A 23,598-nucleotide genomic window follows, 5' to 3' on the forward strand; every position below is an offset into this window, starting at 1 on the left:
ACCCGGGCTTGCTCCTGGCGGGGAGGCCCGCGCTCCCACCGCATTAGGCTGCGGGGATGGAGCTACGCCAGCTTCGGTACTTCGTGGCCGTCGCCGCCGAACTGAACTTCGGCCGGGCCGCGGAGCGGCTGCACATCGCGGGCCCCTCGCTGTCCCAGCAGATCAAGGCGCTGGAGCGCGACCTGGGTGTCCGCCTCTTCGACCGCGACCGGCGCTCGGTGTCGCTCACCAGCTGCGGCGAAGCGCTGCTGCCCCGGATCCGCGCGCTGCTGGCGGAGGCGGACGACCTGCGCCGCTCGGCGGCGGGCTTCGCCGCGAGCGAACCGGTGCGGCTCGGGTACGTCAACTGGCGTCCCGCGGACCTGCTCGACCGCGTGGCGGGCGTGGCGCAGCTGCACGTCGACACGTGGGTGCTGCCCTCGCACGCCCAGCTGCGCCGGGTCGCCGACGGCAGCATCGACCTGGCCATCAGCTGGGCCCGCGCGGGCGACCTGGCCGAGCACGAGCTCGAAGGGCACCTGATCGGCGCGGACCGCCTGCACGCGATCGGCACCGGCACCGCCCCGGTCCGCGCGGCGGACACCGTCGTGCTGGTCGACGCCGACACCGCGAGCTGGGCCTCCTGGAACGGCTACGCCGAGGAGTTCGCCGCCGCCACCGGGGCGGAGGTCGTCCGCACCCAGGACGGCGGCGTCACCGGCCCGGCGTTCTTCGACCACGTCCGCAAGCTCGGCCGCCCGGTGCTGAACTCCCCGAAGGGCCAGACGACCCCGGTCCCGCCGGACCTCGCGCGACGCCCGGTCGTGGCCCCGGCCCCGTTCTGGACATGGTCACTCGTGTCCCGCCGGGACGAGCGCGGCGCGGCGGTCCGCGCCGTGATCGCCGCGCTCACCCGCGACGTCGGGTCGCTGGGCCTCGGCACCGGGAACGCCTGGCTCCCGTCGGACGACCCGCACGCCGTGCCGGGCTAGTCTCGCGCGTCCGTGGATGCGCACCGAACGCCACGTTGGGGCGCTCGGCCCGGGCGGCGACCGACTTGCGACGCGCGACGCTAGCAGGCCTTCCCGTTCACCGTGAACGCCGCCGGGTTCGCGTTGGTCCCGGTGTAACTGCCGTTGAACCCGATCGCCACCGACCGGCCCGGGGCCACCGAGGCGTTCCACGGCATCGCCGCCGCGGTCACGTCCGCGCCCGACTGCGACCACGTCGCCGACCAGCCCTGCGTCACCTTCTGGTTGCCGGGGAAGGAGAACTTGAGCGTCCACGCCGTCCAGGCCGTGGTGCCCGTGTTGGTCAGGTTGACCGTCGCCGTGAAGCCGCCGTTCCAGGTGTTCGCCGTGTACGTGACGGCGCAGCCGCCCGCCGGGGTGTCCGGTGGGGTCGTGAACCGCGCCGGCGGCGAATCCGCCGACTTCGCGCCGGCTCCGTTGCGGGCCACCACGACCAGTGTGTACGCGGTCGAGGGCGTGAGCCCGGTCAAGGTCGCGGTCGTCCCGGTGACGGTGGCGAGCACCGTGCGGGCCGAGCCGCTCACGCGGACGACGTCGTAGCCCGCCACGCCGCTTTCCGGGTCGGCCGCCGCCGGCCAGGTCACCGTCGCGCCGGTGGCCGAGACCGCGGACACCGCGGGCGTGCCCGGCGCGGTCGGGGCGGTCGTGTCCGCGCCGGAGGGCGACTTCTCCGCCGTCCAGCCGGCCAGCCAGGCCAGCGCGGCGTTCCAGTTGATCGCGACCTCGTTCACCGAGTACGCCTGGATGTCGTCGACGAAGCAGCGCTGGGGCGCGCAGCCGGCGAGCAGGCGGGCCGCCGTGGGGTCCTGCAGGCCGCTGTTCGGGCCGCCGGACAGCGCGCCGGGCGGGGCGGTCGGCAGCGAGGCGTCCAGCTGGTGCGCCCAGAACCGGTGGTGCACGTTCTGCACCGCCTGGTCGCCGTGACCCGAGATGTAGGAGTAGTTCGCGGGGTTGCGGCCCAGCAGGTAGTCCATCGCCGCGAACGCGCCGTCGCGGTACTTGTCCTGCTTGGTGAAGTCGTACGCCAGCGCGAGCACGACGCCGTTGTTCGCGACCAGGCCGTTGGATCCCCACTCGTACGTGCCGTCGGCCGTGCGGTAGGGCGCCGGGTAGCCCATGGTGGCGAGCTGCGCCAGGTGGCTGTCGGCGGTGGTGGTGACCGCGGTCTTGATCGCCGCGACGTCCGCCGCGGGCAGGTCGGTGGGCACCAGCGCCAGCGTGATGTCACCGAGCGCGCCCGTCGAGGCCCAGTCGAAGCCGTGGGTGGTGAAACTGGCGCCGCGGTAGAGCGCGGAGCCGGTGACGTCGCTCCGGTAGGCGCTCTTGCCCGTGGTGGCGAACAACTCCGCGGCCGCCCAGTAGAACTCGTCGGTCACGGTGCTGTCGCTGTAGGTCCCACCGCCGGTGCCGTCGTTCGGGTCGGCGAGCTTGTTCGGGTTCGCCTTCGCCGCCGCGTAGGCCTTTTCGCCCGCGGCGAGCAGCTTCGCCGAGTACGCCGGGTCGAGGGTCCGCCACAGCCGGGACGCCTGCGCCGCGACCGCGGCCGTGTTCAGCGTGGCGGCGGTGCTCGGCGGGGAGAGCCGGCGCGGCTGGCTGTCCTGGTCCGGGCGAGTCGGCAGGGACGTCCACTGCGCGTCGTGGATCTTGTGGTGGACCATGCCCGCGTCCGGCTTGCCGTCCGGCACCTGCATTGCGAGCAGGAAGTCGACCTCCCAGCGGGCCTCGTCCAGGATGTCGGGCACGCCGTTGGCGCGCTCGGGGATGGCCAGCTTGCCGTCGCCGAGCGCGCTCGCGTCACCCACGCGCAGCGCCCGCTCGTACTCGTCGAGCAGCTGCCACGCGGCGATCCCGCCGTTGACGACGTACTTGCCGTGGTCGCCCGCGTCGTACCAGCCGCCGCGGACGTCGAGGGTGTAGCCGCAGTTCAGGTCCGAGCGGCACGGAACGCGGTCGTCGCCCTGGTTCGGCGCGACGTTGACGTGACCGGCGGGGCGCGCGTAGGCGGCGCCGGCGTACTGGGCGTCGATCGCGATGCCGCTGCGCTGGTGGTAGAAGAACGCCAGCGAGTCGTAGCGCAGCTGCTTCAGCCCGTCCGCGGCGATGGCGAACGGGAAGCTGGCCTCCGCGCCGACGCTCAGGGTGTAGCCGGTGCCCTGGGTTTCGTAGGCGGAGAAGTCGATCTCGTGCACCTTCTCACCGGACGCGGCGTCCGCGCCGCGCGGCCGGGTCTGGCCGGTGGCGACGGCGGTGCCGGCGGAGTTCTTCAGCGTCCACGTCAGCGGGGAGGTCGCGTCGCTGATCACGGTGGCGCGCTTGGGCAGGCCGGGTACGTAGCTCTCCTGGTTCACCCGGATGCCGCTGGTCGGCGGGAGGCCGCCGGGCGGGACGACCCCGCCGACGAGCGAAATGTTGTCCAGGCACACGGTGTTGTCCGCGGCCTGGCCGCCGAACCAGAAGGCCAGCTGCCCGTTGCCCGCGTTCGGGAAGTCCAAAGTGGACGTGAAGGTGACCGTGAAGTGCTGCTTCGACGGCGTGACCGTCAGGTCGGTGCGCGAGATCTGCCGGTACGGCGACACGGCTTCCCCGGCGACGGCGGAGATCTGCTGGGTGGTCGTCGCGTGCGCGTCGAACGTGAGGGTGTAGGGCTGCCCGGCCTCGAAGGGCACGCCGTTCTGCCCGGACAGCGCGTCGTAGCCGTTGGCCGTGCCACCGGGGACGCTGATGCAGAACTCCCCGCCGGTGACCCGGCCGGTCGTGCCCGAACCGGCCCACCACGGGTCGGCGCTGCCGCTGTCGAAAGTGCCGTTGAGCAGCCGTTCGTAGTCCGCGGCAGCGGCGGGCACGGCGCCCGCCGTCAGCCCCAGCACCGCCGCGGCCAGCACGGCCAAGGTCTTCTTCGCCCGCATTCGCCCTCTTCTCGCCGTCGAGTTTGGGAGCGCTCCCAGCGAGGGGACTGTAGCCACCCCGGCGCACCGTTGGCAATCACCCGGCGACCGACGGCGACGGCGCCAGTTCGTGAATTGATCACGGTCACCCCCTTTGCCTCGCCGTTCCGCTGTGGTTTCATCGAGGTCGACTCATGCTGAGAGCGCTCCCAGGTCAACCTCTGACGGGAGCGTGGCCCACAACGAGGTGGAGGCGGCACGATGAAGCTCAAGCACACCCTTTCCGCGGTCCTGCTGACCGCGGCCGGGCTGGTGGCCCCGCTCGCCGGCGCCCCGGCCGCGCAGGCCGACACGCTGATCTGCGACCAGTACGGCTCGACGACCATCGGCGGCAAGTACGTCGTCATGAACAACCGCTGGGGCAGCAGCGCGACCCAGTGCATCAACGTCACCGGCAGCGGGTTCCGGATCCAGACCCAGCAGGGCTCCACCAGCGGCGGCGCGCCGCTGTCCTACCCGGCGGTCTACGTCGGGTGCCACTACGCCAACTGTTCCCCCGGCACGAACCTGCCCCGCCAGCTCAGCCGGATCGGCAGCGCGCCGTCGTCGATTTCCTACACCTACGCCGGCGGCACCTTCGACGCCTCCTACGACATCTGGATGGACCCGACCGCGAAGACCAACGGGGTCAACCAGATGGAGCTGATGATCTGGTTCAACCGCGTCGGCGGCGTGCAGCCGGTCGGCGGCCGGGTCGGCACGACGAGCATCGGCGGGCGGAGCTGGGAAGTCTGGCAGGGCAACAACGGCGGCAACGACGTGGTGTCCTACGTGGCCCAGTCCGCGATCTCGAGCTGGTCGTTCAACGTCCTGGACTTCGTCAATGACGTCGACGCCCGCACGCGCGTGGACCGCTCCTGGTACCTGACCAGCATCCAGGCCGGCTTCGAACCGTGGAGCGGCGGGGTGGGCCTCGCCGTCAACTCCTTCTCGGCTTCGGTCAGCTAGCCGACCGGGTCTGCCGACCCCTCCCGGGCGGCAGACCCGGCCCGCCGGCAGCTCGTCCCGGGGACACGTCCCTGAGAGCGCTCCCAGACCGGATGCGGAATCAAGGTAGCCAGCCGGACCGGCTTCGTCAACGGCCGGACCGGCGCCCGATCGGTACCGCCGTCCGGGTCGGTGGCGCCGCCGTCCGGTCAGCGGCGCCCGGACCGGCTCGCCTTCCGGAACTCCCGGTTGAGGGCCGAGATGCTCGCGAACGGGATCCCCTTCGGGCAGGACGCCACGCACTCCCCCGTGTTCGTGCAGCCGCCGAAGCCCTCCGCGTCCATCGCGTCGACCATGTCCAGCACCCGCTGGGCACGCTCCGGTTGTCCTTGCGGCAGCAGCGAAAGGTGCGTCACCTTCGCCGCGGTGAACAGGGTCGCCGAGCCGTTGGGGCAGGCCGCCACGCAGGCGCCGCAGCCGATGCACGTCGCGTTGTCGAAGGCGAGGTCGGCGTCGGGCTTGGGGATGGGGGTCGCGTGCGCGTCCGGGGCGCTGCCGGTGGGCGCGCTGACGTACCCGCCGGCCTGGACGATCCGGTCGAGCGCCGACCGGTCGACCACGAGATCTTTGATCACCGGGAAGCCCTTGGCCCGCCACGGTTCGACGTCGATGACGTCGCCGTCGGCGAACGAGCGCAGGTGCAGCTGGCACGACGTCGTGCGCTCGGGGCCGTGCGCCTGCCCGTTGATCACGACCCCGCACGAGCCGCAGATGCCCTCGCGGCAGTCGTGGTCGAAGGCCACCGGTTCTTCGCCGGCGGCGATCAGCTCCTGGTTCAGCACGTCCAGCAGTTCGAGGAAGGACATGTCCGGGCTGAGGCCGGCGACCGGGTAGGAGACCAGCCTGCCTTCGGTGGCCGGGCCGGCCTGGCGCCAGATGCGGACGGTGAGGTTCACGTGTAGCTCCGCTGGGTCGGGTGGACGTGCTCGAAGGTGAGTTGTTCGCGGTGCAGCACGGGCGGGGTGCCGTACTCCCACGCGGCGACGTAGGCGAAGTTCTCGTCGTCGCGCCGGGCTTCGCCGTCCGGGGTCTGGTGTTCTTCGCGGAAGTGGCCGCCGCAGGACTCCTCGCGGGCGAGCGCGTCGACGAGCAGCAGTTCGGCCAGCTCGAGGAAGTCGGCCACGCGGTTCGCCTTTTCCAGTTCCTGGTTCAGCTCGTCCCCGCGACCGGGGATCCGCACGTCCCGCCAGAACTCCGCGCGCAGCTCCGGCACCCGGTCCAGCGCCTTGCGCAGGCCTTCGCGGGTGCGGGACATCCCGCAGTGGTCCCACATCAGCAGCCCGAGCTCGCGGTGGAACGAGTCGACCGACCGCGTCCCCCGCACGGCGAGCAACCGGGCGATCCGTTCTCGCGCCTCGGTTTCCACCGGCGTGACGGCGTCCGCGGGCACCTCGCCGAGCCGGGTGCCGCCCAGGTAGTCGTTGAGCGTGGCGGGCAGCACGAAGTAGCCGTCGGCGAGGCCCTGCATGAGCGCGGACGCGCCGAGCCGGTTGGCCCCGTGGTCGGAAAAGTTGGCTTCCCCGATGACGAACAGCCCGGGGATCGTGCTCTGCAGGTCGTAGTCCACCCAGAGCCCGCCCATCGTGTAGTGGATGGCGGGGTAGATCCGCATCGGCACCGCGTACGGGTCTTCCGCGGTGATGCGCTGGTACATGTCGAAGAGGTTGCCGTAGCGGGCTTCGATCGCCGGGCGGCCGAGGCGCGCGATCGCGTCGGCGAAGTCCAGGTAGACGCCGAGGCCGCCGGGACCGACGCCGAACCCGGCGTCGCAGACGTTCTTCGCCGCCCGCGACGCGATGTCCCGCGGCACGAGGTTGCCGAAGCTCGGGTACTGGCGTTCCAGGTAGTAGTCGCGCTCGTCCTCCGGGATGTCCGACGGCGGCCGGGGGTCGCCCGGCTGCTTCGGCACCCAGATGCGGCCGTCGTTGCGCAGCGACTCGCTCATCAGCGTCAGCTTCGACTGGTGCTCGCCCGAGCGCGGGATGCACGTCGGGTGGATCTGCGTGAAGCACGGGTTCGCGAAGTACGCGCCCCGCTTGTGCGCGCGCCAGATCGCCGTGGCGTTGGACCCCTTCGCGTTGGTGGAGAGGTAGAAGACGTTGCCGTAGCCGCCGGTCGCGAGGACGACGGCGTCCGCGAGGTGCGTGGTGATCTCGCCGGTGACGAGGTCGCGCGCGACGATGCCGCGGGCCCGGCCGTCGACGACGACCAGGTCGAGCATCTCCGTCCGCGGGTGCAGCTCGACGTTCCCGGCGTCGACCTGCCGCGACAGCGCCTGGTACGCGCCGATCAGCAGCTGCTGCCCGGTCTGGCCGCGCGCGTAGAACGTGCGCTGCACCTGCACCCCGCCGAACGAGCGGGTGTCGAGCAGGCCGCCGTACTCGCGGGCGAACGGCACGCCCTGGGCCACCGCCTGGTCGATGATCTGCGCCGACACCTGCGCCAGCCGGTACACATTGGACTCCCGCGACCGGAAGTCGCCGCTCTTGACCGTGTCGTGGAACAGCCGGTACACCGAATCGCCGTCGTTGCGGTAGTTCTTGGCGGCGTTGATCCCGCCCTGCGCGGCGACCGAATGCGCGCGCCGCGGCGAATCCTGCACGCAGAACTGCACGACGTGGTAGCCCTGCTCGGCGAGCGTCGCGCCGGCCGAGCCGCCGGCCAGCCCGGTGCCCACCACGAGCACGCGGTGCTTGCGCCGGTTCGCCGGGTTCACCAGCTTCGCCGCGAACTTCCGTTCGTCCCAGCGGTTCTCGAGGGGAGCGGCGGGGGCTTTGGTGTCGGCGATCGGGTCGCCGGTGACGAAATCGGGCATCAGTGCACCAGTCCTGTCATGATTGCGACCGGGACGAGGGCGTAGCCGCCCGCGATCACGACGGCCGCCGTGCTGCCGAGGAGCTTGATCGCCCGCTCCCGCCGGGCACTGGCGACACCCAGCGTGCGCGCGGCGCTGGCGAAGCCGTGGTGAATGTGCAGGCCCAGCATCGCGAGCGCGACCAGGTAGATCAGGTTCACCCACCAGACCTGGAAGTCCGCGACGAGGTTGTGGTACGGGTCGCCGGGCACGAAGTCCCGGTTCACCGAGCCGACGGTGAAGTCGAGGATGTGCCAGACGACGAACACCGCGAGCGTCGCCCCGCCCCAGCGCATGGTGCGCACCGCGAAGGTCGCCCGGACCGGCCGCCGGTGGACGTAGCGCACCGGCCGCGCGCGGAGGTCGCGCCGGGCCAGCTGCACCGCCGCCGTGACGTGCAGGACGAGCGCGGCGAGCAGGACCGCGCGCTGGATCCAGAGGAACCACTCGTAGCGCAGCACCGGCTCGCCGATCGTGCGCAGCCAGTGGGCGTAGTGGTTGAGCTCGGCGGCGCCGAGGAACGTCTTCAGGTTGCCGACCATGTGCGCGAACACGAACGCGAGCAGCAGGGCGCCGCTCACCGCCATGACGATCTTCTTGCCGATCGTCGAGGCCCAGAAGTCCCGGACGGGCCGCCGGGTAGCGAGGTCGTTCACCACTCGACCGACGTTAGGTGGGCGCTCATGAGAGGTCAAAGACATGATAGCTCTGCCGTTGATAGCCAGCGGCTATCATGGTGGCGTGCAGTTCCACCAGCTCGCGTACTTCGTCGCCGTGGCCGAACACCGGCACTTCACCCGCGCCGCCGAACAGGTGCGGGTCGCCCAGCCCTCGCTGTCGCAGCAGATCCGCGCGCTGGAACACGACCTGGGCGCGCCGCTGTTCCACCGGATCCGCGGCAACGTGACCCTCACCGAGGCGGGCGAGACGCTGCTGCCGATCGCGCGGCGGATCCTCGCCGAGACCGAAACCGCCCAGCGCGCGATCCGTGAGCTGGACGAACTCGGCCGCGGCCGCGTCCGGCTGGGCGCGCCGCCGAGCCTGTGCACGGGCCTGCTGCCCGCGATGCTGGCCGCGTTCCGCCGCCACTACCCGGGAATCCAGCTGGAACTGCACGAAAGCGGCTCAGGCGACCTGCGGCAGCGGCTCGCCGAAGGGGCGCTGGACCTGGCACTGCTGGCCGGCGCCCCGGCGGACCCGCAGCTGGCGGCGACGCCGTTGCTGCTGGAGGAGCTGGTGGTCATCTCCCCGGCCGACGCCCCGATCACAGGCACTCGCCTCGACATCCGGGAACTGGCCGACGTCCCGCTGGTGATGTTCCGCCGCGGCTACGACGTCCGCGAAGCGACGGTGAACGCCTGCCGCGCGGCGGGTTTCGAGCCGACGTTCGCCATCGAAGGGGGCGAGATGGACGCGGTACTGGAACTGGTCCGCGCCGGCCTGGGCGCGGCGGTGGTCCCGAGCACGGTGGCGGGCGACCGGTTTTCGATGACGCGGTTCGATCCGGCGGCGGGCATGACCCGGGTGGTCCAGCTCGTGGTGCGCCGCGAGGTGGAGCCGACCCGGGCGGTCCGCGCCCTGCGGGACGCGGTGGTCGCGTTCGTGGCCGACCAGCGGAGCCTTCCGGTGGGTATCGAGTCCCTTGTGGACGGTCCGGTCACGCGCTGAACCCGTTGTGGGTATTCACCGACCAGGGGCGTTCTCCGTGTACGGGGAAGCCCACGTCGAGCACGCATCGTCCGGCAAGCGGTCGTGTGGATCGGCGGCTTCGCGGCCCTCGTGCAGATGACCGTGTTCACGTTCCCGGTCACCGCGGCGTCGTGGCGGCGGGACCTGGTAGCCGACCACTTCGCCGCCATCGACGGGCTGCGCAGGCACGTCAAACTGGTCTGGTGACGGTCCGGTGGCGGCCCGGGGTCGTTCCGACGATCGCCGTGAAAGCCGTGATGAAGCCGCTCGGGTTCGACCAGCCGCACGCGTGCGCGACCCGGGTCGTGTCGTGGCCGTCGGCCAGCAGCACCAGCGCGTGGTGGATGCGCAGCTGGGTGCGCCACGCGTAGAACGTCATGCCGAGCTCGTCGTGGAACAAGCGGCTCAACGTCCGCGCGCTCGCGCCGGCCCGGCGCCCGAGTTCGGCGAGCGGGGTGGCGTCGGCGGGGTTCTCGTACAGCGCTCGCGCGACGGCCCGCAGCCGGTCGTCGCGGGGTTCCGGTAGCTGCAGCGGCTGTTCGGGTGCTTCCCGGAGCTCCTCGACGAGCACGCGCCGCAAGCGCGCGCTCGCCGCGCGGTCGTACTCGCGGGGTCCGGTGAGCGCCAGCAGCACCTCGCGGGCGAGCCCGGACGCCGTGAACACCGCCGGCCGCGCGGGCACCGTCGCGGCCAGTGCGGCCGGCAGGAAGACGATCCGCATGTCGGTGTGCCCGTGCGCCCGGTGGTGGTGCGTGCACCCGGCGGGCACCCAGGCGACCCGGTTGGCGGGCACCACCGACGTCCCCCGGCCGGTGTGGACCGAAAGCACCCCGCGAGCCGCGTAGACGAGGTGCCCGCGGGCGTGGGAGTGCGCGTCGCCGGTCGACCCCGGAGCCCACAGGTGCGCCCCGGCGGACGGCCGGATCCGCGACTCCGAGGGTTGGCGGCCGATGGGCATGACTTGGCATTCTACCGGTGGTCGGCCGCGGCCGAGGTCGCCGAGAGTGGCGGACATGAAGATGAAAGCGGCGGTGTGCGTCCGCGCCGGCGGGCCGGAAGTGCTGGAACTCCGCGAAATCCCGGTCCCCGAGGTCCGCCAGGGCTGGAGCCTGATCCGGATCCGGGGAGCGGGCCTCAACCGGTCGGAGCTGCGGACCCGCCAGGGCCACTCTCCCACGGTGACGTTCCCGCGCGTGCTGGGCATCGAGTGCGTCGGCACGGTCGCCGCCTCGGCCACGCTGCCCGAGGGCACCACGGTGGCGGCGGTGATGGGCGAGCTGGGACGCCGGTTCGACGGCGGCTACGCCGAGTACGCCCTGATCCCGGACGCCCTGCTGATGCCGGTGAAGACGACGTTGCCGTGGCCGGTGCTGGCGGCCCTCCCGGAGACGTTCCTGACCGCCCAGGGCGCCCTGGACACCCTGCCCCTCGAGCCCGGCGGCCGCCTGCTGATCCGCGGCGGCACGTCCTCGGTCGGCCTGGCGGCCGCGTCGATCGCGACCGCACTGGGCGTCGAGACCGCGGCCACCACCCGCCACGCGACCAAGACCGCGGCACTGACCACTGACCACGCCCTCGTCGACGACGGTTCACTGCCCGAAGCGCTGCGGAAGATCTGGCCCGACGGCCCGGACGCCACCCTGGACCTGGTCGGCGCGACCACGGCGCTGGAGTCGCTGAGGCTGGTCCGCCCCGGCGGCACGGTGTGCGTGGCGGGCTCCCTCAGCGGCTGGGTGATCAAGGATCTCGAACCGATCGCGATGATCCCGTCCGGGACCAGGCTGACGGCCTTTCACAGCAAGACGGTCCAGGGGGACGCGCCGGCCCTGCAGCGCATCGTCGACGCGGTCGAGGCCGGTAGGTACGACTCCCATCTCGACCGGGTGTTCGCGTTGGAGGACATCGTCGCGGCGCATCGGGTGATGGAGAACGACGAGAGTGCGGGGAAGCTCGTCGCAGTGCCGTGACTCGTGAACCTGGTCCGGGCCGGACCGGCTTCAGCGGACGTGGGTGTAGGCCCGGAGCCGGTGGCTGCGGGCCTATCCCATGTTCAGTGCGTCAGGCCGCGAAGGGCAGGGGCTGATGCAGGTTGTTGCGCCTGGGTTTTCGGCGCTTATCCAAGAACCTCGGGGGCAGGAACTCCGGATGACCGTCGGAGGCGATGCGGACCTGCCAGCCCGAACGGTGCAGCAACCGGTGGTGGTGCGCGCACAGCAGGACCAGGTTGGCCAGCTCCGTCGGGCCGCCGTCGGCCCAGTGGCGGATGTGGTGACCCTGGCAGTGGCGGGGCGGGCGATGACAACCGGGGAAGGCGCAGCCGCGGTCGCGCAGGAACAACGCGCGGCGCAAGCCCGGGGTGATCAGGCGGCGGGCTCGGCCCACGTCGAGGGGTTCGCTTTGGGCGCCGAGGACGGCGGGGATCAGTTTGCAGTCGCAGGCGTGGACGCGGGCCTCGGCCGCGGAGATCCGGCCGGTGTCGCCCAGGGTCGCGGTGCCGAGACCCGACTGCAGGTCGGTCAGGGACACCGCCACCAGGACGTGGGCGCGTTCCCCGGCCTGCATCGGCAGGTCCGGGGCGTTGAGAGCCAAGTCCACCGCGTCGGAGAACGCGTCGCCATAGCGTTCCTGCGGGGAGCGCAGGTCGGGACCCTCGTCGGGGGTGGTGCGGCGCTCGGCCAGGGCGTCGAGCAGGGCGTGGGCGCGGGTGCCGGTCTCGTCGTCGAACCGGCCCGACAGCTCCCACATCCCGGTCCGCTTGCGACGCAGGGACAGTTCGCGGGCGGGGGTGACCGGGTCGGGGTCCACAGGCGGGGCGCCGTCGGGGTCGAGGTGGGCGATGATGCGGGCGCCGAGGGCGGCGACCTGTTTGTGGCCGGCGTCGGCGGCGAAGGTGAGCAAGTCCTCCTCGACGCTCTCGCGGTGCTCGACGGGGATCCGGGTCAACGCCTCGACGATCGTGTCGATCATCGGGGTGCTCAACCCACCGGACGCGGCGGCCACGGCGGTGGCGGGAGCCAGGGCGGGAGTGGAGTCGAGAGAACGGCTGAGGTGCAAGGCGTGCGCGCGGGTGACAGTGCGTTCGGCGGCGGCGCGGGGGACGTCGGCGAGGTGCTCGAACAACCGCGCCACCGACCGGTAGCCGAACAGCTCCTGCACACCGCGGGACTCGATTTCCACCAGCAGTGCACCGATTTCGGCCTCAGCGGAGCGGACGACGGTGAGCAGGGAGCGGAGGCGGTCGGCCAAGGCCTCCGCGTCCGCTTGCCACACCGCTTGTCTGTCCACACAACAAGACTACCGGGAATACGAACACCTGTTCATCACTCGATCAGGTAGACCGCGAAAACACCACCGTATCGCTCAACGGAACGAGATACTCCGACAAGACCAGCGAAGTGCTACGATGCCGACAGCACCGTTCCTGCCAGCGAAACACATCGAGGACGTCCAGCTTGGCCGCCAACAGTACCGCCGGGCGCAAGCCCGCCGCCCTTCCCGACAACTCCGGGACCGAGGCCGCGGCGCGGGTGGCCGATGTGCTGCTGCTCTTCACCGGGGGGCCGCGTTATCTGGGTGTCAGCACGATCAGCCGGGAACTCGACCTGTCCAAAGCGGTCGTCCACCGGATCCTGCAGTCGCTCGTCTCGCGGGAAATGCTGGCCACCGACCCCGGCGTTGCCGGGTATCGGCTCGGGCCCGCGGCCGTCGCGCTCGGGGCCAGTGCGCTGCGGCGGTTCGACGCGCGGGTCGCCGCCGCGCCCGTTCTGCGGCGGCTGCGGGACGAAACCGGGGAAACCACCACCCTTTCCGGGCTCGTCGGTGACGAACGCGTGTACCTCGACCAGTTCGAGAGCCCGCGTGAGATCAAGATGACCGTCGAGCTCGGCCGCCGGTTCCCGCTGCACGCCGGGTCGTCCGGCAAGGTCATCCTCGCGTCCCTGCCCGAGGACCGCCGGGAAGCCCTGCTGCACCGGGAACTCCCCGCGCTGACCGAGCACACGATCACCACGCCCGAGCAGCTGCGCGAGGCCCTCGCCGAGGTGGCCCGCGACGGCGTCGCCGTTTCACTCGGGGAACGGCAGCCGGGCGCGGGTTCTGTCGCCGCTCCCCTGTTCGGGCCGGACGGTGAGGTGCACGGTTCGGTCAGCATCTGCGGTCCGCAGTACCGCTTCACGCCCGAGGCGGTCGAGAGCTACCGCGACCTCGTGCGCGAGGCGGCGGCCGAGATCCGGCGGAGCTGGGCGTGGCTGCAGGAGCCGGGCGGCCGGTAGGAAACGTAGTGAATGACTCATTCCTGTCGTCTGACGACAGGAATGAGTCATTCACGTCATCCGGTCAGCGGCCGCGCTTGAGGTACCGCCCCACCGGCTCGCCCGCGATCTTGCCGTCGGCGAACACGTGGTGACCGCGGACGAACGTGTCCGTCACCTTCGCCGTCATGTCGAAGCCCTCGAACGGCGTGTACTCCTGCGTCGACTCCGACTCGGCCGCGCGCACGGTCCACCGGACGTCCGGGTCCACCAGCGCGAAGTCGGCGTCGAAGCCCTCCGCGATCGTGCCCTTCTTCAAGAGGCCGTAGCGCCGCGCGGGGTTCTGCGACGTCAGCTGCGCGATCCGCTGCAACGACAACCCCCGCTTCACGCCCTCGCCGACCAGCCCGGGCAGCAGGTACTCCGCACCGCCGAAGCCGGACTTCGCCAGGAACACGTCGTCGCGGTCCGCACCGAACTTCAGCTCGTCGCGGCAGCACGCGTGGTCGCTGACCACCCAGTCGACGTCGCCGGCGAGCACGTGCCGCCACAGCGCCTCGACGTCCTCGCGCTCGCGCAGCGGCGGGTTGACCTTGCCGCCGATGCCCGACGCGGTGTCCACATCGGCCAGCAGGTGCCCGATCGTCACCTCGCGCCGGAAGTCGATGTGCGGGAACGCCTTCCCCATCGTCAGCGCGGCCGACAGCGCCTTCTCCGACGACAGGTGCAGGAGGTTGATGTTCGGCAGCCCCGTCTCGTGCGCCAGGTACGACGCGATGGTGACGGCGAGGCCTTCGGAGTGCGGCGGCCGCGACGCGCTGTAGGCCCGCAGACCCGACAGCGAGCCGTCCTGCTCGACCAGTTTCGTGTACGCCGTCATGATTTCCGCCGTCTCGCAGTGCAGCGAGAGCGACAGGTGCGGCGCGTACTCGGTCAGCACCTCGCGCGCCTGCTGGACCCCGCGCATCACGAACTCGAAGTGCGCGATGTCGTAGCGCTCGTCCGGCGGGATCATCAGGAAGTCGCTCTGGCTGGTCGAGCGCCCGTGCAGGCCGTGACTGCCGTAGAACATGAAGATCTTGAACGATGTGACGCCGAATTCCTCGACCAGGTAAGGGATTTCGGAGATGTGCTGCGAGCTCATCGGCGCGAGGTGGAACGCGTAGTCGACGTAGGCGTTGCCCTCGGACGCGCTCAGCACCTCGGGGAAGAAGTCGCGGTAGCTGCCGCCCTTGTTGAGGTAGTACTGGCCGGTGCGCATGTACGTCAGCGACGTCGTGACGCCGCCCTGCGCGCTCGCGCGGCTCTCGGTGCGGGTGTCGGTGGCCAGCTCGTTGTAGATGCCCCAGTGCTGGTGCGCGTCGACCACGCCGGGAAACGCCAGCAGCCCGCGGCCGTCGACGACCTGAGCGACGTCGTCCGTCGGCAGGTTCGGCGCCACGCGCGTGATCGTGCCGTCGTTGACGGCGATGTCCAGCAGTTCCGGCTCGGACCCGTCGGCGTCGTCGGGCCGGACGACCCGGACGTTCTTCACGAGCAGTTCCGTCGTTGCCATGCTTCTCCTCAGCTTGCGGTGGAAAGGGTCCGGCGCCGGGCGACGTCGCCGGCGGCCAGGTAGGCCAGCCCGAAGGCCGGCAGGAGTCCGTTGCCGGGCAGGTACCCGGCGGCGCCGTGGCCGGAGATGCTCGCCGCGGCGCCCCCGGCGGCGTAGAGCCCGGGGATCGGGCGGTCCTGGGTGTCGACGACGGCGGCGTGCTCGTCGACCAGGAGGCCGCCTTGGGTGTGGAACAGCGCGGGCACCACGCGCACGGCGGCGTAGCGGCTCGCGAGGGGACGCTCCCAGTGGGTGCGGCCGTGCTCATCGGCCTGGGAGCCCCGCGCGATCGCTTGCGCGGTGGTGAGTTCCGCTTCCAGGGCGTCCGGCGGCAGGCCGGTCGCCCGCGCGAGCCCGGCGGCGTCGTCGGCCCAGACCAGCGCGCCGGCGGAGACGACGTCCCGGAAGTCCTGGAACGGCTGGCACTGCTCGAAGATCGTCTCGTCGAGCACGATCCAGCCGGTCGAGCCGGGCCGCGCGGCCAGCTCGGCCGCGTACTCCGAATAGCCACGGGTCTCGTCGCCGAAGCGGCGACCTTCGAGGTCGACGAGGAACCCGCCGTGGATGATCGTCGCCCAGCCGACCAGCGTGCCCGCGCTCGCGGACACCGCGCCGTGGCCCTGGTAGGCGTCGAGGAACCCGGTGGCGGCGCCCAGTTTCTCGCCGATGCGCAGCGCGTCGCCGAGCGACTGGTCGCTACCTTGGTAGAGCGACCCGGCGATCTCCGGCAAATACCGCTTGACCAGGTCGGCGTCGGCGCCGAAGCCGTTGGTGGCCAGGAGAACCGCGCGGGTCGGGATCTCCTCCTCGGTCCCGTCGGGGTACCGGACGACGGCCGCGCGCACACCGTCCGCATCGGACAGCACGTCGACCAGCCGGGCGGGCGCGAGCAGCTCGATGTTCTCGTGCTCGGTCACGCGGCGGGCGAGGTGGTCGACGACGCCGGAGCCGTGCCGCCCGGGGATCGTGTGGCAGCGGGTCACCGAGTGGCCCGGGTAGGTGAAGTCCGTCACCAAGGACAGCGGCAGCCCGGCGGAGTCCGCTAGCCACTCGACCAGCGGCGCGCTCACCTCGGCCAGCGTGCGGGCCAGCCGGGCGTCGGCCTGCCCGTGCGTCTTGGCCATGATGTCGGCGACGAACTGCTCGGACGAGTCGTCGACGCCCTGCTCGGTCTGCCAGCGGGAGCCGGCGCCGGGGAACATCGCCGTCGACATCGAGGTGTTGTTGCCGCGGCGGAAGTGTTCGCTCGCCTCGACGACCAGGACGTTCAGCCCCAGTTCGGCCGCGCGCAGGGCCCCGGCGAGCCCGCCGCCCGCGCCGGCGACGACGAGATCGGGTCCGTCGGTCACCGTTCCTCCACCGCCAGCAGCCGCATCGCCAGTTCGGTCGGGTCGACGATGCGCGCGGGCAGGTCGGCGGGCTCGACGTCGACGGCCGAACAGCCGTTGATGACCGCTGTCGCGCCCGATGCGGCGAGTTCGTGGACGGCCGTGCCGAGCGCCGCGTTCCACGTCTCGGTCTCGGCGATCGCGGAGAACGGCAGGTCCAGCACGCGGACGCCGGCGAAGTACTCGGTCAGCCGGTAGGCGGCGATGCGCTTCGCGAACTCCTCCGCGATGGCCTCGTTGCGCACGACCGCGCCGAATCGCACGCCCTTCCCGGCGAGGTAGGTCGCCGACAGCTTGAGCAGGCCGTGCACCGGCAGTGCCGGCTCGGCGACGGCGTCCGGGACGGCCGGGTCCAGCACGCAGTCCGGGAAGGCGAGGTCCCAGCCGTCGCCGGCGGCCGCGAGCGCGGCGGCGACCTCACGCTCGGACGCGCGGACGGCCTCGCCGGTGTCCAAAGTGGCCGGCGCCGCCGGGCCGATGTCGCGCAGCTCGATGATCAGGCCGGGCGGGGCGAGCCGGTCATAGCGCTCCTGCCGCCGCCGGATCTCCTCGGGCGGCAGGTGAATGGGCGTCACCGCGAGGGCACGCATCAGTTTTACTCCTTACTCTTCGGTTCCGGCCAGCGCACGCAACGCCGCGCCGACGCGGGGCAGGCCGGGCAGGTCGCGGCTCAGCGCCGCCGCGCGGTCCACGAACGGCCCGGGCAGCCACTTCCCCAGCAAACCGGTCACGTCGGACCCGGTCAGCGGGTGGTGGTCGGCGTCGCCGACCGGGTTGGGCACCTCGTGGCTGAGCGACGTCCCGTCGTCGAACGCGATCGTGACGCGGGCGGCGCGCTCGGCCGGCAGGCGCGTCGTGAGGTCCGGGGCTTCGACCAGCCGCACGCGGCTCGCCAGCGCCCGCACGCCCGGGTCGTCGAGCGGGCTCTCCGGGCCGACCTCGCCGGTCAGCGCGGCGGTGGCGACCACGAACGGCGTGGAGAACATCGCCGAGAGCCGGTTCGACCAGTCCACGGCGGACAGCCCGGCGCCCAGGACGTGGCTTTCCACGAGGATGTGCGTGATGTCCGAGGCCCGGAACGCCGGGTGGGAACGCAGGTCGAGGACCGCGTCGGCGGCCGGGTGGGTGAAGGAGCACGACGCGTGCCGCTTGAAGTAGCCACGCGTGATGTCCCACCTCGTGCCCAGCTCCGCGGTCAGCTCCCCGGCGTCCAGCGACCCGAGCAGCGTGCCGAGCGAGAGCGCGGCCGTGCCGGTGTTGCGCGCCATCCCGGCCGCCGCCATCCGCGCGGCGGCGAGCCCGGACGTCGCCGACGCGCCCAGCCAGGCGTTGCGCACCGGGTTGCCCTGGGTCGCCGAATCGAAGTGCCCGGCGATCGCCATGCCCGCCGCGGTGTCGATGGCCGCCGCCACGGCGCCGGGCGGGAGGCCGAGCAGGCGTGCGCAGCCCGCCGCCGCGCCGGGAACGCCCCAGCTGCCGTGCGGGTGCGCGCCCGCGCGCAGGGTGGTCGCGCGGCCGAACCGCGCGCTCACCTCGTAGGCGGCCAGCAGTGCCGCCGCCGTGTCCGCGCCGGTGCTGTCCAGCTCGGCGGCCAGCGCGAGCACGGCGGGGAACCCGTGGGCGGCCGGGTGGCCCTTGGCGTACTTGTGGCCTTCGTCCAGTTCCAGCGAGACCAAGGCGACGCCGTTGAGGAAGGCCGCCGCGTCAGTGCTCACGCAGCGCCCGCCGCCGATCAGCGGCGCCGGACCGGCGGGCGCGCGCCAGGCCTCCACCAGGGAACGCTGCTCCGGCAGTGAAGCACCCAATGCGGTGACGCCGACGACGTCGAGCAGAACCAGGGAGAGCCGGTCCAGCACCACATCCGGGACGTCCAGTTCGGACACCCACGCGCCCAGCGCGGCGGTAGCGGCTTGTTCGCGGTTCACAGTCCCAGGTACGCCTTCCGGACGCGCTGGTCGCCGGCGAGCTCGGCACCGGTGCCCTGCAGGACGGTCGAGCCGCTCTCCAGCACGTACGCCCGGTCGGCGATGGCCAGCGCCTGCTTCGCGTTCTGCTCCACCAGCAACACCGCCACCCCGCTGTCCCGGATGCGCTGGACCGCCTCCAGCACCGTCCAGGTCAGTTTCGGCGAAAGCCCGGTCGACGGCTCGTCGAGCATCAGCAGCCGCGGCCCGGCCATCAGCGCGCGGCCGATGGCGAGCATCTGCTGCTGGCCGCCGCTGAACGTCTGCGCGATCTGGCCCCGGCGCTCGGCGAGCACCGGGAACAGGTCGTAGACCTCCTTCAGGGACGCGGCGGCCTGCGCGGACGTGCGGGTCCACGCGCCCATCCGCAGGTTCTCCTCGACGGTGAGCGTGCCGAACAGCGCCCGGTCCTCGGGCACGTGCACCAGGCCGTCGCGCACCAGCTGGTCGGGACGGCGCCCCGCAGTCGGCTCCCCATCGAGCGTGACGCGGCCTGACGTCGGCTTCAGCTGACCGCAGATGCTGCGCAACGTCGTGGTCTTGCCCGCGCCGTTCGCGCCGACCAGCGCGACGATCTCGCCCGCGGCCAGGTGCAGGTCGACGTCGTGCAGGATCCGCATCCGGCCGTATCCGGCGCACACCTTCTCAAGCGTCAGCATGGGTCGGCTCCTCACCGAGGTAGGCGTCGATGACCCGCGGGTCGCTGGTGACCTCTTCCGGTGAGCCGACGGCCAGCACGCGGCCCTGGTCGAGCACGAGGACGCGGTCGGCCAGCCGCATCACCGCGGCCATGATGTGCTCGATGAACACGAGCGTGACGCCCTGCTGCTCGCGCAGCGTGGCGAGCAGGTCGAGCACCGGCTCGCGCTCGGCCGGGACCAGGCCCGCGAGGACTTCGTCGAGCAGCAGGACCTTCGGCCGCGTCGCGAGCGCGCGGGCCAGCTCGAGCCGCTTGAGCCCGGCGGTCGGCAGGTCGGTGGCGTTGCGGTGGGCCCACGGCCCGAGGCCGACCCGGTCGACGACGTCGAGCGCGTGCTCCCGCAGCTTCCTCGCGCTCAGGCGGTGGTGCTGGGCGGCGAGGCTGACGTTCTGCGCCACCGTCATGCTCGCGAAGGGCCGCATCAGCTGGAACGTGCGCACCATCCCGGCCCGCGCGATCCGGTCCGGCGCGCGGCCGGTGACGTCGTCGCCCGCCAGCCGCACCCGGCCGGTGTCCGGGTTGAGCGCGCCGGAGATGACGTTGAACAGGGTGGTCTTGCCCGCGCCGTTGGGCCCGATGACGCCGAGGATCTCGCCCTCGGCGACGGTCAGGTCCACATCGGACAGCGCGTGCATGCCGCGGAACGCCTTGCCGACGCCGGTGACTTCCACGATGCTCATCGACGCCACCTCGCAGCGAGAGTTCCGACGATCCCCTTGGGCAGCAACCGCACGATGAGGATCACGAGCACCGCGTACAGCACGACGTCGAGTCCGCTGCGGCCCTGCAGGAAGCCGAGGAACTCCGGTGGGGTGCGCAGGAGGGTCGCGGTGACGTCGGTGAGCGAGCCGATGATGATCGCGCCGACCACCGGCCCCCACACCGTGCCGATGCCGCCGATCACGACGGGCACGATGGCCTGGATCGAGATGGCCGAGCCGAACCCGAGATCGGGGTTCACGAACAGGTAGTACTGGGTGTAGAACGCGCCCGCCACGGCGGTGATCGCCGCGGACAGCGCGACCGTCAGCAGTTTGTGCCGCAGCACCGGGGCGCCCAATGATGCAGCGGCCAGCTCGTCGTCGCGGATGGCCGTGACGTACCGGCCGGCGCGGGAGTGCAGGAAGACGATGCTGATCGCGACCGCCGCCCCGGCCAGGACCAGCGCCACCCAGAAGTACGCGGGCGAGTCGGCCGGGAACTGGATCAGCCACAGCGACGAGTCCTGGATCAGCGGCACGCTGAACCCGACGGACTTGTTGGCGAACGCGCTGCTCGTGACGATCAGCCGCAGCATCTCCGCGAACGCGAACGTCGCCAGCGCGAAGTAGGCGCCTTGCAGCTTGTAGCGGAAGGAGAAGTAGCCGATGACCACGGCGACCGCGGCGGCCACCGCCATCCCGGCCAGCATCCCGATCCACGGCGACACGTTGTGCTTCACCAGCAGGTACGCGCTGGTGTAGGCGCCGAGGCCGAAGTAGGCGGCGTGGCCGAAGCTGAACATCCCGCCGAAGCCGCTCATGATGTTCCAGCCGACGGCCATCAGCAGGAAGATCAGGATCCGCACGGCGACCGCGCCCTGCGCCGCCGGGAGGATCAGCGGCAGCGGGATGGCGACCAGGACGAGGACAGCGAGGATCGCGAGCTGCTTGTTCTGCGGGCGCAGCGGCGGCGCCTTGACGGCGTCCGCCGAACCGGCGGGTGCCTCGATCGTGATGCTCATGCGCGCCTCCCGAACAGCCCCTGCGGACGGAGGAACAGCACGAGCAGGAACACCACGAACACGCCGAGCAGGGAGCTCTGGCCGCCGAGGTAGATCGTCGTGAGCTGCTCGACCAGCCCGATCAGCAGGCCGCCGACGAGCGCGCCGACGACGTTGCCCATCCCGCCGAGCACCACCACGACGAACGCCGTGATGTTGAACTGCTCCCCCAGCGTCGGGGTCACCGTGACGAGCGGGCCGGCCAGCACCGCCGCCGCACCCGCGCACGCCGTGCCGATGGCGAAGGTCAGCGTGTGCATGCGGCGGACGTTGATGCCGACCAGCGCCGCGCCGGGCGCGTTCGCGGCGACCGCGCGGATCGCCGTGCCCAACCGGGTCCGCCGGAGCAGCCAGTACAGCAGCCCGCCGAGGACGACCGCGCCGAGGAACGCGTAGAGCCGCGAGCCCGCGACGACCGCCCCCAGCAACGGGAACTGGAAGTCGCCGGGCAGGTCGATCGTCTTCGGCTCAGCGCCGAAGAACATCAGCAGCCCGTTCTCCAGCAGCAGCGAGAGGCCGAGGGTGATCAGCAGCTGGTTCTCCAGCGACCTGCCACCCGCCCCGGACAGGAGTCCACGGTGGACGGCCGCGCCGAGCAGGAACAGCACCGGCACCGCGACGACGAGCGTCAGGTACGGGTGCAGACCGGTCGCCTGGATCATGCCGAAGGACAGGAACATCGCCACGGTGAGGAACGCGCCGTGGGCGAAGTTCACGATGTCGAGGACGCCGAAGATCAGGGTCAGGCCCATCGCGATCAGGCCGTAGAGGCCGCCGGTCAGGATGCCGGTGACCACCGACTGCCAGACCACCAGTCCGCTGCCGGACTGCAGCAGCGCGACGACGATCGCGACCACGAGGACGGCGGCGACGATGCCCGCGCGGCTCAGGAAGCCCTTGTCCGCCTTGGTTTTCCGGTCGGGTGGTGCGGTGTCGGGGACGACGGGCGCCCCGGTGTCGAGTTCGGTCATGGTCGCCACGCCACCCTGTAGTCGGGCCGGGATTCGGCTTTTTCGGGGGGATACACCTGCTGGACCCGCCCGTCCCGGACCTGCATCAGCACCGGGAAGGCGTTGCGGTTGTCGCCGTTGGGGGCGAACTGGATCGGGCCGCGGCCGACGGTCAGCGGCGCGACCTGGGCAGCGGCGATCGCGTCCCGCACCTTCCGCGGGTCGGTGCTCGCGGCCTGCTCGACGCCGTGCGCGATCACCTGGACCGCGTCGTAGGACAGGACCGCGCCGGTGCGCATCGGGTCGCCGTACTGCTTCTGGTACTTCTCGCGCAGCGCGACGGTTTCGGGGTTGGTCGCGTCGTAGTGGTAGTTGGTGCTGAAGTACAGGTTGCCGACCGCGGCCGCGTCGGTGACGAACTTCGGCTGGTCGTACGCGCCATTGGAGACGCCCCAGACCGCGCTGAGGTCCGGCTTGACCGAGGCGATCGCCTTGGCCGCCAGCAGGCTGTCGCGGTAGTAGCCCGCGACGGCCAGCACGTCCGCGCCCGACGCCTTGACCTGCGTGATCTGGGCGGTCAGGTCGCTGACCGTGGTGGCGTCGTAGCTGATGTTCGGGCCGATCCCGATGCCGAGCTGCTTCGCGGCCGCGGTGAAGGCGTCGGCCGCTCCACTGCCGAAGTCGCTCTGCTCGTGCAGGAACGCGACCTTGCGGACCGGCTTGCCGGCCTGCTCGGACACCGCCTTGAGGTACTGGGCCGCGGCCGTCGCGATCGCCTTGCTGCCGGGCTGCACGCGGAACGCGTACCGGTAGCCGTGGGAGAAGATCGCGTCGGACGCGGTCACGTCCATCACGAACGGGACCCGGTTGCGCTCGGCCACGACGGCGACGTTGGTGCTCACCGCGCTCTGGTAGGTGCCGACCAGGCTGACCGCGCCGGCCGAGATCAGCCGCTGGGCCTCGCTCTGCCCGATGTCGGCCTTGCCCTGCGTGTCGCCGGTGAGCAGCTCGACCTTGCGGCCGCCGAGCGACTTGATGCCGCCGGCCGCGTTGATCGCGTCGACCGCCAGCTGCGCGCCGCGGCGCATCTGCAGGCCGTCGACCGCGTTCGAGCCGCTGACCGGGTGCAGCGCCCCGATCTTGACCGGGCCCTCGTCCCGCCCCGCGGCGGCACCGCCGGCCCCCATCGGAGCCGATCCCCCGCACCCGGTCACGAGCAGGGCCAGTGCCCCGAGTCCCGCGACGAGCATTCGTGCGGACATGTCACCTCTTCCCACTGGAAGTGGCTGGCGTTCCGCTAAGCGAAACGCCAGGTTTGTTGCCGGTCATCGTGACACTCGCCCCGACGTCAGGTCAACATCTGCGCATAACTTGACGGACACGTGCGATCAGTGCGAACTTGGGAAACACGGAGAGACGCTGCTACGAAACCTGAGCGTCATCAGCGTTCCCCTTGGCGAAACAGCGGTCCACCCTGGCTCGCCGCACGAGAAAGGCAGGTACGC

General features: G+C 71.7%; 21 protein-coding genes. 6 read left to right on the plus strand and 15 right to left on the minus strand.

Annotation, left to right across the window (positions count from 1 at the left end; translation table 11 throughout):
• The first annotated feature begins 56 nt into the window (after window positions 1–56).
• Complete coding sequence (locus SD460_RS30940; RefSeq protein WP_318307106.1) at window positions 57–971, plus strand: LysR family transcriptional regulator; 915 nt, start codon at window positions 57–59, stop codon at window positions 969–971.
• Window positions 972–1,051: 80 nt separating this feature from the next.
• On the opposite strand, the gene SD460_RS30945 is transcribed toward SD460_RS30940, so the two are convergent.
• On the minus strand, window positions 1,052–3,916 hold the full coding sequence (locus SD460_RS30945) for a glycoside hydrolase family 9 protein (RefSeq protein WP_318307107.1): 2,865 nt from the start codon (window positions 3,914–3,916) through the stop codon (window positions 1,052–1,054).
• A gap of 240 nt (window positions 3,917–4,156) precedes the next feature.
• Between SD460_RS30945 and SD460_RS30950 the strand changes: the two genes are divergently transcribed.
• Window positions 4,157–4,903, plus strand: a complete 747-nt coding sequence (locus SD460_RS30950; protein ID WP_318307108.1) for a GH12 family glycosyl hydrolase domain-containing protein — start codon at window positions 4,157–4,159, stop codon at window positions 4,901–4,903.
• Window positions 4,904–5,091: 188 nt separating this feature from the next.
• Here the strand turns inward: SD460_RS30950 and SD460_RS30955 are convergent, their stop codons facing one another.
• Genes SD460_RS30955 through SD460_RS30965 form a run of 3 tightly spaced genes read right to left on the minus strand, consistent with a single transcriptional unit; the run spans window position 5,092 to window position 8,452 of the window.
• Window positions 5,092–5,838, minus strand: a complete 747-nt coding sequence (locus tag SD460_RS30955) for a succinate dehydrogenase/fumarate reductase iron-sulfur subunit (protein WP_290060099.1) — start codon at window positions 5,836–5,838, stop codon at window positions 5,092–5,094.
• A complete protein-coding gene (locus tag SD460_RS30960; protein ID WP_318307109.1) occupies window positions 5,835–7,757 on the minus strand; it encodes a fumarate reductase/succinate dehydrogenase flavoprotein subunit in 1,923 nt (640 codons plus the stop codon). Before SD460_RS30960 ends, SD460_RS30955 begins: the two co-directional genes overlap by 4 nt.
• On the minus strand, window positions 7,757–8,452 hold the full coding sequence (locus tag SD460_RS30965; RefSeq protein ID WP_438860677.1) for a succinate dehydrogenase cytochrome b subunit: 696 nt from the start codon (window positions 8,450–8,452) through the stop codon (window positions 7,757–7,759). Before SD460_RS30965 ends, SD460_RS30960 begins: the two co-directional genes overlap by 1 nt.
• An 85-nt stretch (window positions 8,453–8,537) precedes the next feature.
• On the opposite strand from SD460_RS30965, the gene SD460_RS30970 reads away from it, so the two are divergent.
• On the plus strand, window positions 8,538–9,464 hold the full coding sequence (locus SD460_RS30970) for a LysR family transcriptional regulator (RefSeq protein ID WP_318307110.1): 927 nt from the start codon (window positions 8,538–8,540) through the stop codon (window positions 9,462–9,464).
• 84 nt (window positions 9,465–9,548) lie between these two features.
• Window positions 9,549–9,692, plus strand: a complete 144-nt coding sequence (locus tag SD460_RS30975; protein ID WP_290063079.1) for a hypothetical protein — start codon at window positions 9,549–9,551, stop codon at window positions 9,690–9,692.
• On the opposite strand, the gene SD460_RS30980 is transcribed toward SD460_RS30975, so the two are convergent.
• A complete protein-coding gene (locus SD460_RS30980) occupies window positions 9,676–10,443 on the minus strand; it encodes an AraC family transcriptional regulator (RefSeq protein ID WP_290063077.1) in 768 nt (255 codons plus the stop codon). The genes SD460_RS30975 and SD460_RS30980 overlap by 17 nt on opposite strands.
• A gap of 55 nt (window positions 10,444–10,498) precedes the next feature.
• Between SD460_RS30980 and SD460_RS30985 the strand changes: the two genes are divergently transcribed.
• A complete protein-coding gene (locus SD460_RS30985; protein ID WP_318307111.1) occupies window positions 10,499–11,452 on the plus strand; it encodes a zinc-binding dehydrogenase in 954 nt (317 codons plus the stop codon).
• A gap of 91 nt (window positions 11,453–11,543) precedes the next feature.
• Here SD460_RS30985 and SD460_RS30990 read toward each other — a convergent pair whose 3' ends face one another.
• Window positions 11,544–12,770, minus strand: coding sequence for an HNH endonuclease signature motif containing protein (locus SD460_RS30990; protein WP_318307112.1), 1,227 nt, complete (start codon window positions 12,768–12,770; stop codon window positions 11,544–11,546).
• A 167-nt stretch (window positions 12,771–12,937) separates the two neighbouring features.
• Here SD460_RS30990 and SD460_RS30995 point away from each other — a divergent pair, with 167 nt between their 5' ends.
• Window positions 12,938–13,756 carry an IclR family transcriptional regulator gene (locus SD460_RS30995; RefSeq protein WP_290062516.1) on the plus strand — a complete coding sequence of 273 codons (819 nt, stop codon included), beginning with the start codon at window positions 12,938–12,940 and terminating at the stop codon, window positions 13,754–13,756.
• A gap of 64 nt (window positions 13,757–13,820) precedes the next feature.
• On the opposite strand, the gene SD460_RS31000 is transcribed toward SD460_RS30995, so the two are convergent.
• Genes SD460_RS31000 through SD460_RS31040 form a run of 9 tightly spaced genes read right to left on the minus strand, consistent with a single transcriptional unit; the run spans window position 13,821 to window position 23,355 of the window.
• The gene (locus SD460_RS31000; protein WP_290062514.1) at window positions 13,821–15,290 is read right to left on the minus strand and encodes a dihydroorotase; all 1,470 of its coding nucleotides are present in this window, start codon (window positions 15,288–15,290) and stop codon (window positions 13,821–13,823) included.
• A gap of 8 nt (window positions 15,291–15,298) precedes the next feature.
• Window positions 15,299–16,678: an FAD-dependent oxidoreductase gene (locus SD460_RS31005; RefSeq protein WP_318307113.1), complete on the minus strand. Its 1,380-nt coding sequence runs from the start codon at window positions 16,676–16,678 to the stop codon at window positions 15,299–15,301.
• Entirely contained in the window at window positions 16,675–17,307 is a 633-nt protein-coding gene (locus tag SD460_RS31010) for an aspartate/glutamate racemase family protein (protein ID WP_290062512.1), read from the minus strand. Before SD460_RS31010 ends, SD460_RS31005 begins: the two co-directional genes overlap by 4 nt.
• Window positions 17,308–17,319: 12 nt before the next feature.
• Window positions 17,320–18,642 (minus strand): MmgE/PrpD family protein, encoded by a 1,323-nt coding sequence (locus SD460_RS31015; RefSeq protein ID WP_318307114.1) that lies wholly within the window; start codon window positions 18,640–18,642, stop codon window positions 17,320–17,322.
• Window positions 18,639–19,340, minus strand: a complete 702-nt coding sequence (locus SD460_RS31020; RefSeq protein WP_290057279.1) for an ABC transporter ATP-binding protein — start codon at window positions 19,338–19,340, stop codon at window positions 18,639–18,641. The genes SD460_RS31015 and SD460_RS31020 overlap by 4 nt, the downstream gene beginning before the upstream one ends.
• Window positions 19,327–20,061: an ABC transporter ATP-binding protein gene (locus SD460_RS31025; RefSeq protein WP_290057280.1), complete on the minus strand. Its 735-nt coding sequence runs from the start codon at window positions 20,059–20,061 to the stop codon at window positions 19,327–19,329. The genes SD460_RS31020 and SD460_RS31025 overlap by 14 nt, the downstream gene beginning before the upstream one ends.
• Complete coding sequence (locus SD460_RS31030) at window positions 20,058–21,104, minus strand: branched-chain amino acid ABC transporter permease (RefSeq protein ID WP_290057281.1); 1,047 nt, start codon at window positions 21,102–21,104, stop codon at window positions 20,058–20,060. The genes SD460_RS31025 and SD460_RS31030 overlap by 4 nt, the downstream gene beginning before the upstream one ends.
• Entirely contained in the window at window positions 21,101–22,114 is a 1,014-nt protein-coding gene (locus tag SD460_RS31035) for a branched-chain amino acid ABC transporter permease (RefSeq protein WP_318307115.1), read from the minus strand. Before SD460_RS31035 ends, SD460_RS31030 begins: the two co-directional genes overlap by 4 nt.
• Complete coding sequence (locus SD460_RS31040) at window positions 22,111–23,355, minus strand: ABC transporter substrate-binding protein (protein ID WP_290057283.1); 1,245 nt, start codon at window positions 23,353–23,355, stop codon at window positions 22,111–22,113. The genes SD460_RS31035 and SD460_RS31040 overlap by 4 nt, the downstream gene beginning before the upstream one ends.
• Window positions 23,356–23,598: the final 243 nt, after the last annotated feature.

This window comes from Amycolatopsis solani, from assembly GCF_033441515.1.
In the GTDB taxonomy this organism is placed as follows: Bacteria; Actinomycetota; Actinomycetes; order Mycobacteriales; family Pseudonocardiaceae; genus Amycolatopsis; species Amycolatopsis solani.

Coding starts and splice junctions, on each gene's coding strand:
- SD460_RS30940 (WP_318307106.1), top strand. CDS start 57: ATGGAGCTACGCCAGCTTCGGTACTTCGTGGCCGTCGCCGCCGAACTG.
- SD460_RS31010 (WP_290062512.1), bottom strand. CDS start 17,307: ATGCGTGCCCTCGCGGTGACGCCCATTCACCTGCCGCCCGAGGAGATC.
- SD460_RS31025 (WP_290057280.1), bottom strand. CDS start 20,061: ATGAGCATCGTGGAAGTCACCGGCGTCGGCAAGGCGTTCCGCGGCATG.
- SD460_RS30945 (WP_318307107.1), bottom strand. CDS start 3,916: ATGCGGGCGAAGAAGACCTTGGCCGTGCTGGCCGCGGCGGTGCTGGGG.
- SD460_RS30985 (WP_318307111.1), top strand. CDS start 10,499: ATGAAGATGAAAGCGGCGGTGTGCGTCCGCGCCGGCGGGCCGGAAGTG.
- SD460_RS30980 (WP_290063077.1), bottom strand. CDS start 10,443: ATGCCCATCGGCCGCCAACCCTCGGAGTCGCGGATCCGGCCGTCCGCC.
- SD460_RS30950 (WP_318307108.1), top strand. CDS start 4,157: ATGAAGCTCAAGCACACCCTTTCCGCGGTCCTGCTGACCGCGGCCGGG.
- SD460_RS31020 (WP_290057279.1), bottom strand. CDS start 19,340: ATGCTGACGCTTGAGAAGGTGTGCGCCGGATACGGCCGGATGCGGATC.
- SD460_RS31030 (WP_290057281.1), bottom strand. CDS start 21,104: ATGAGCATCACGATCGAGGCACCCGCCGGTTCGGCGGACGCCGTCAAG.
- SD460_RS31035 (WP_318307115.1), bottom strand. CDS start 22,114: ATGACCGAACTCGACACCGGGGCGCCCGTCGTCCCCGACACCGCACCA.
- SD460_RS31040 (WP_290057283.1), bottom strand. CDS start 23,355: ATGTCCGCACGAATGCTCGTCGCGGGACTCGGGGCACTGGCCCTGCTC.
- SD460_RS30960 (WP_318307109.1), bottom strand. CDS start 7,757: ATGCCCGATTTCGTCACCGGCGACCCGATCGCCGACACCAAAGCCCCC.
- SD460_RS31000 (WP_290062514.1), bottom strand. CDS start 15,290: ATGGCAACGACGGAACTGCTCGTGAAGAACGTCCGGGTCGTCCGGCCC.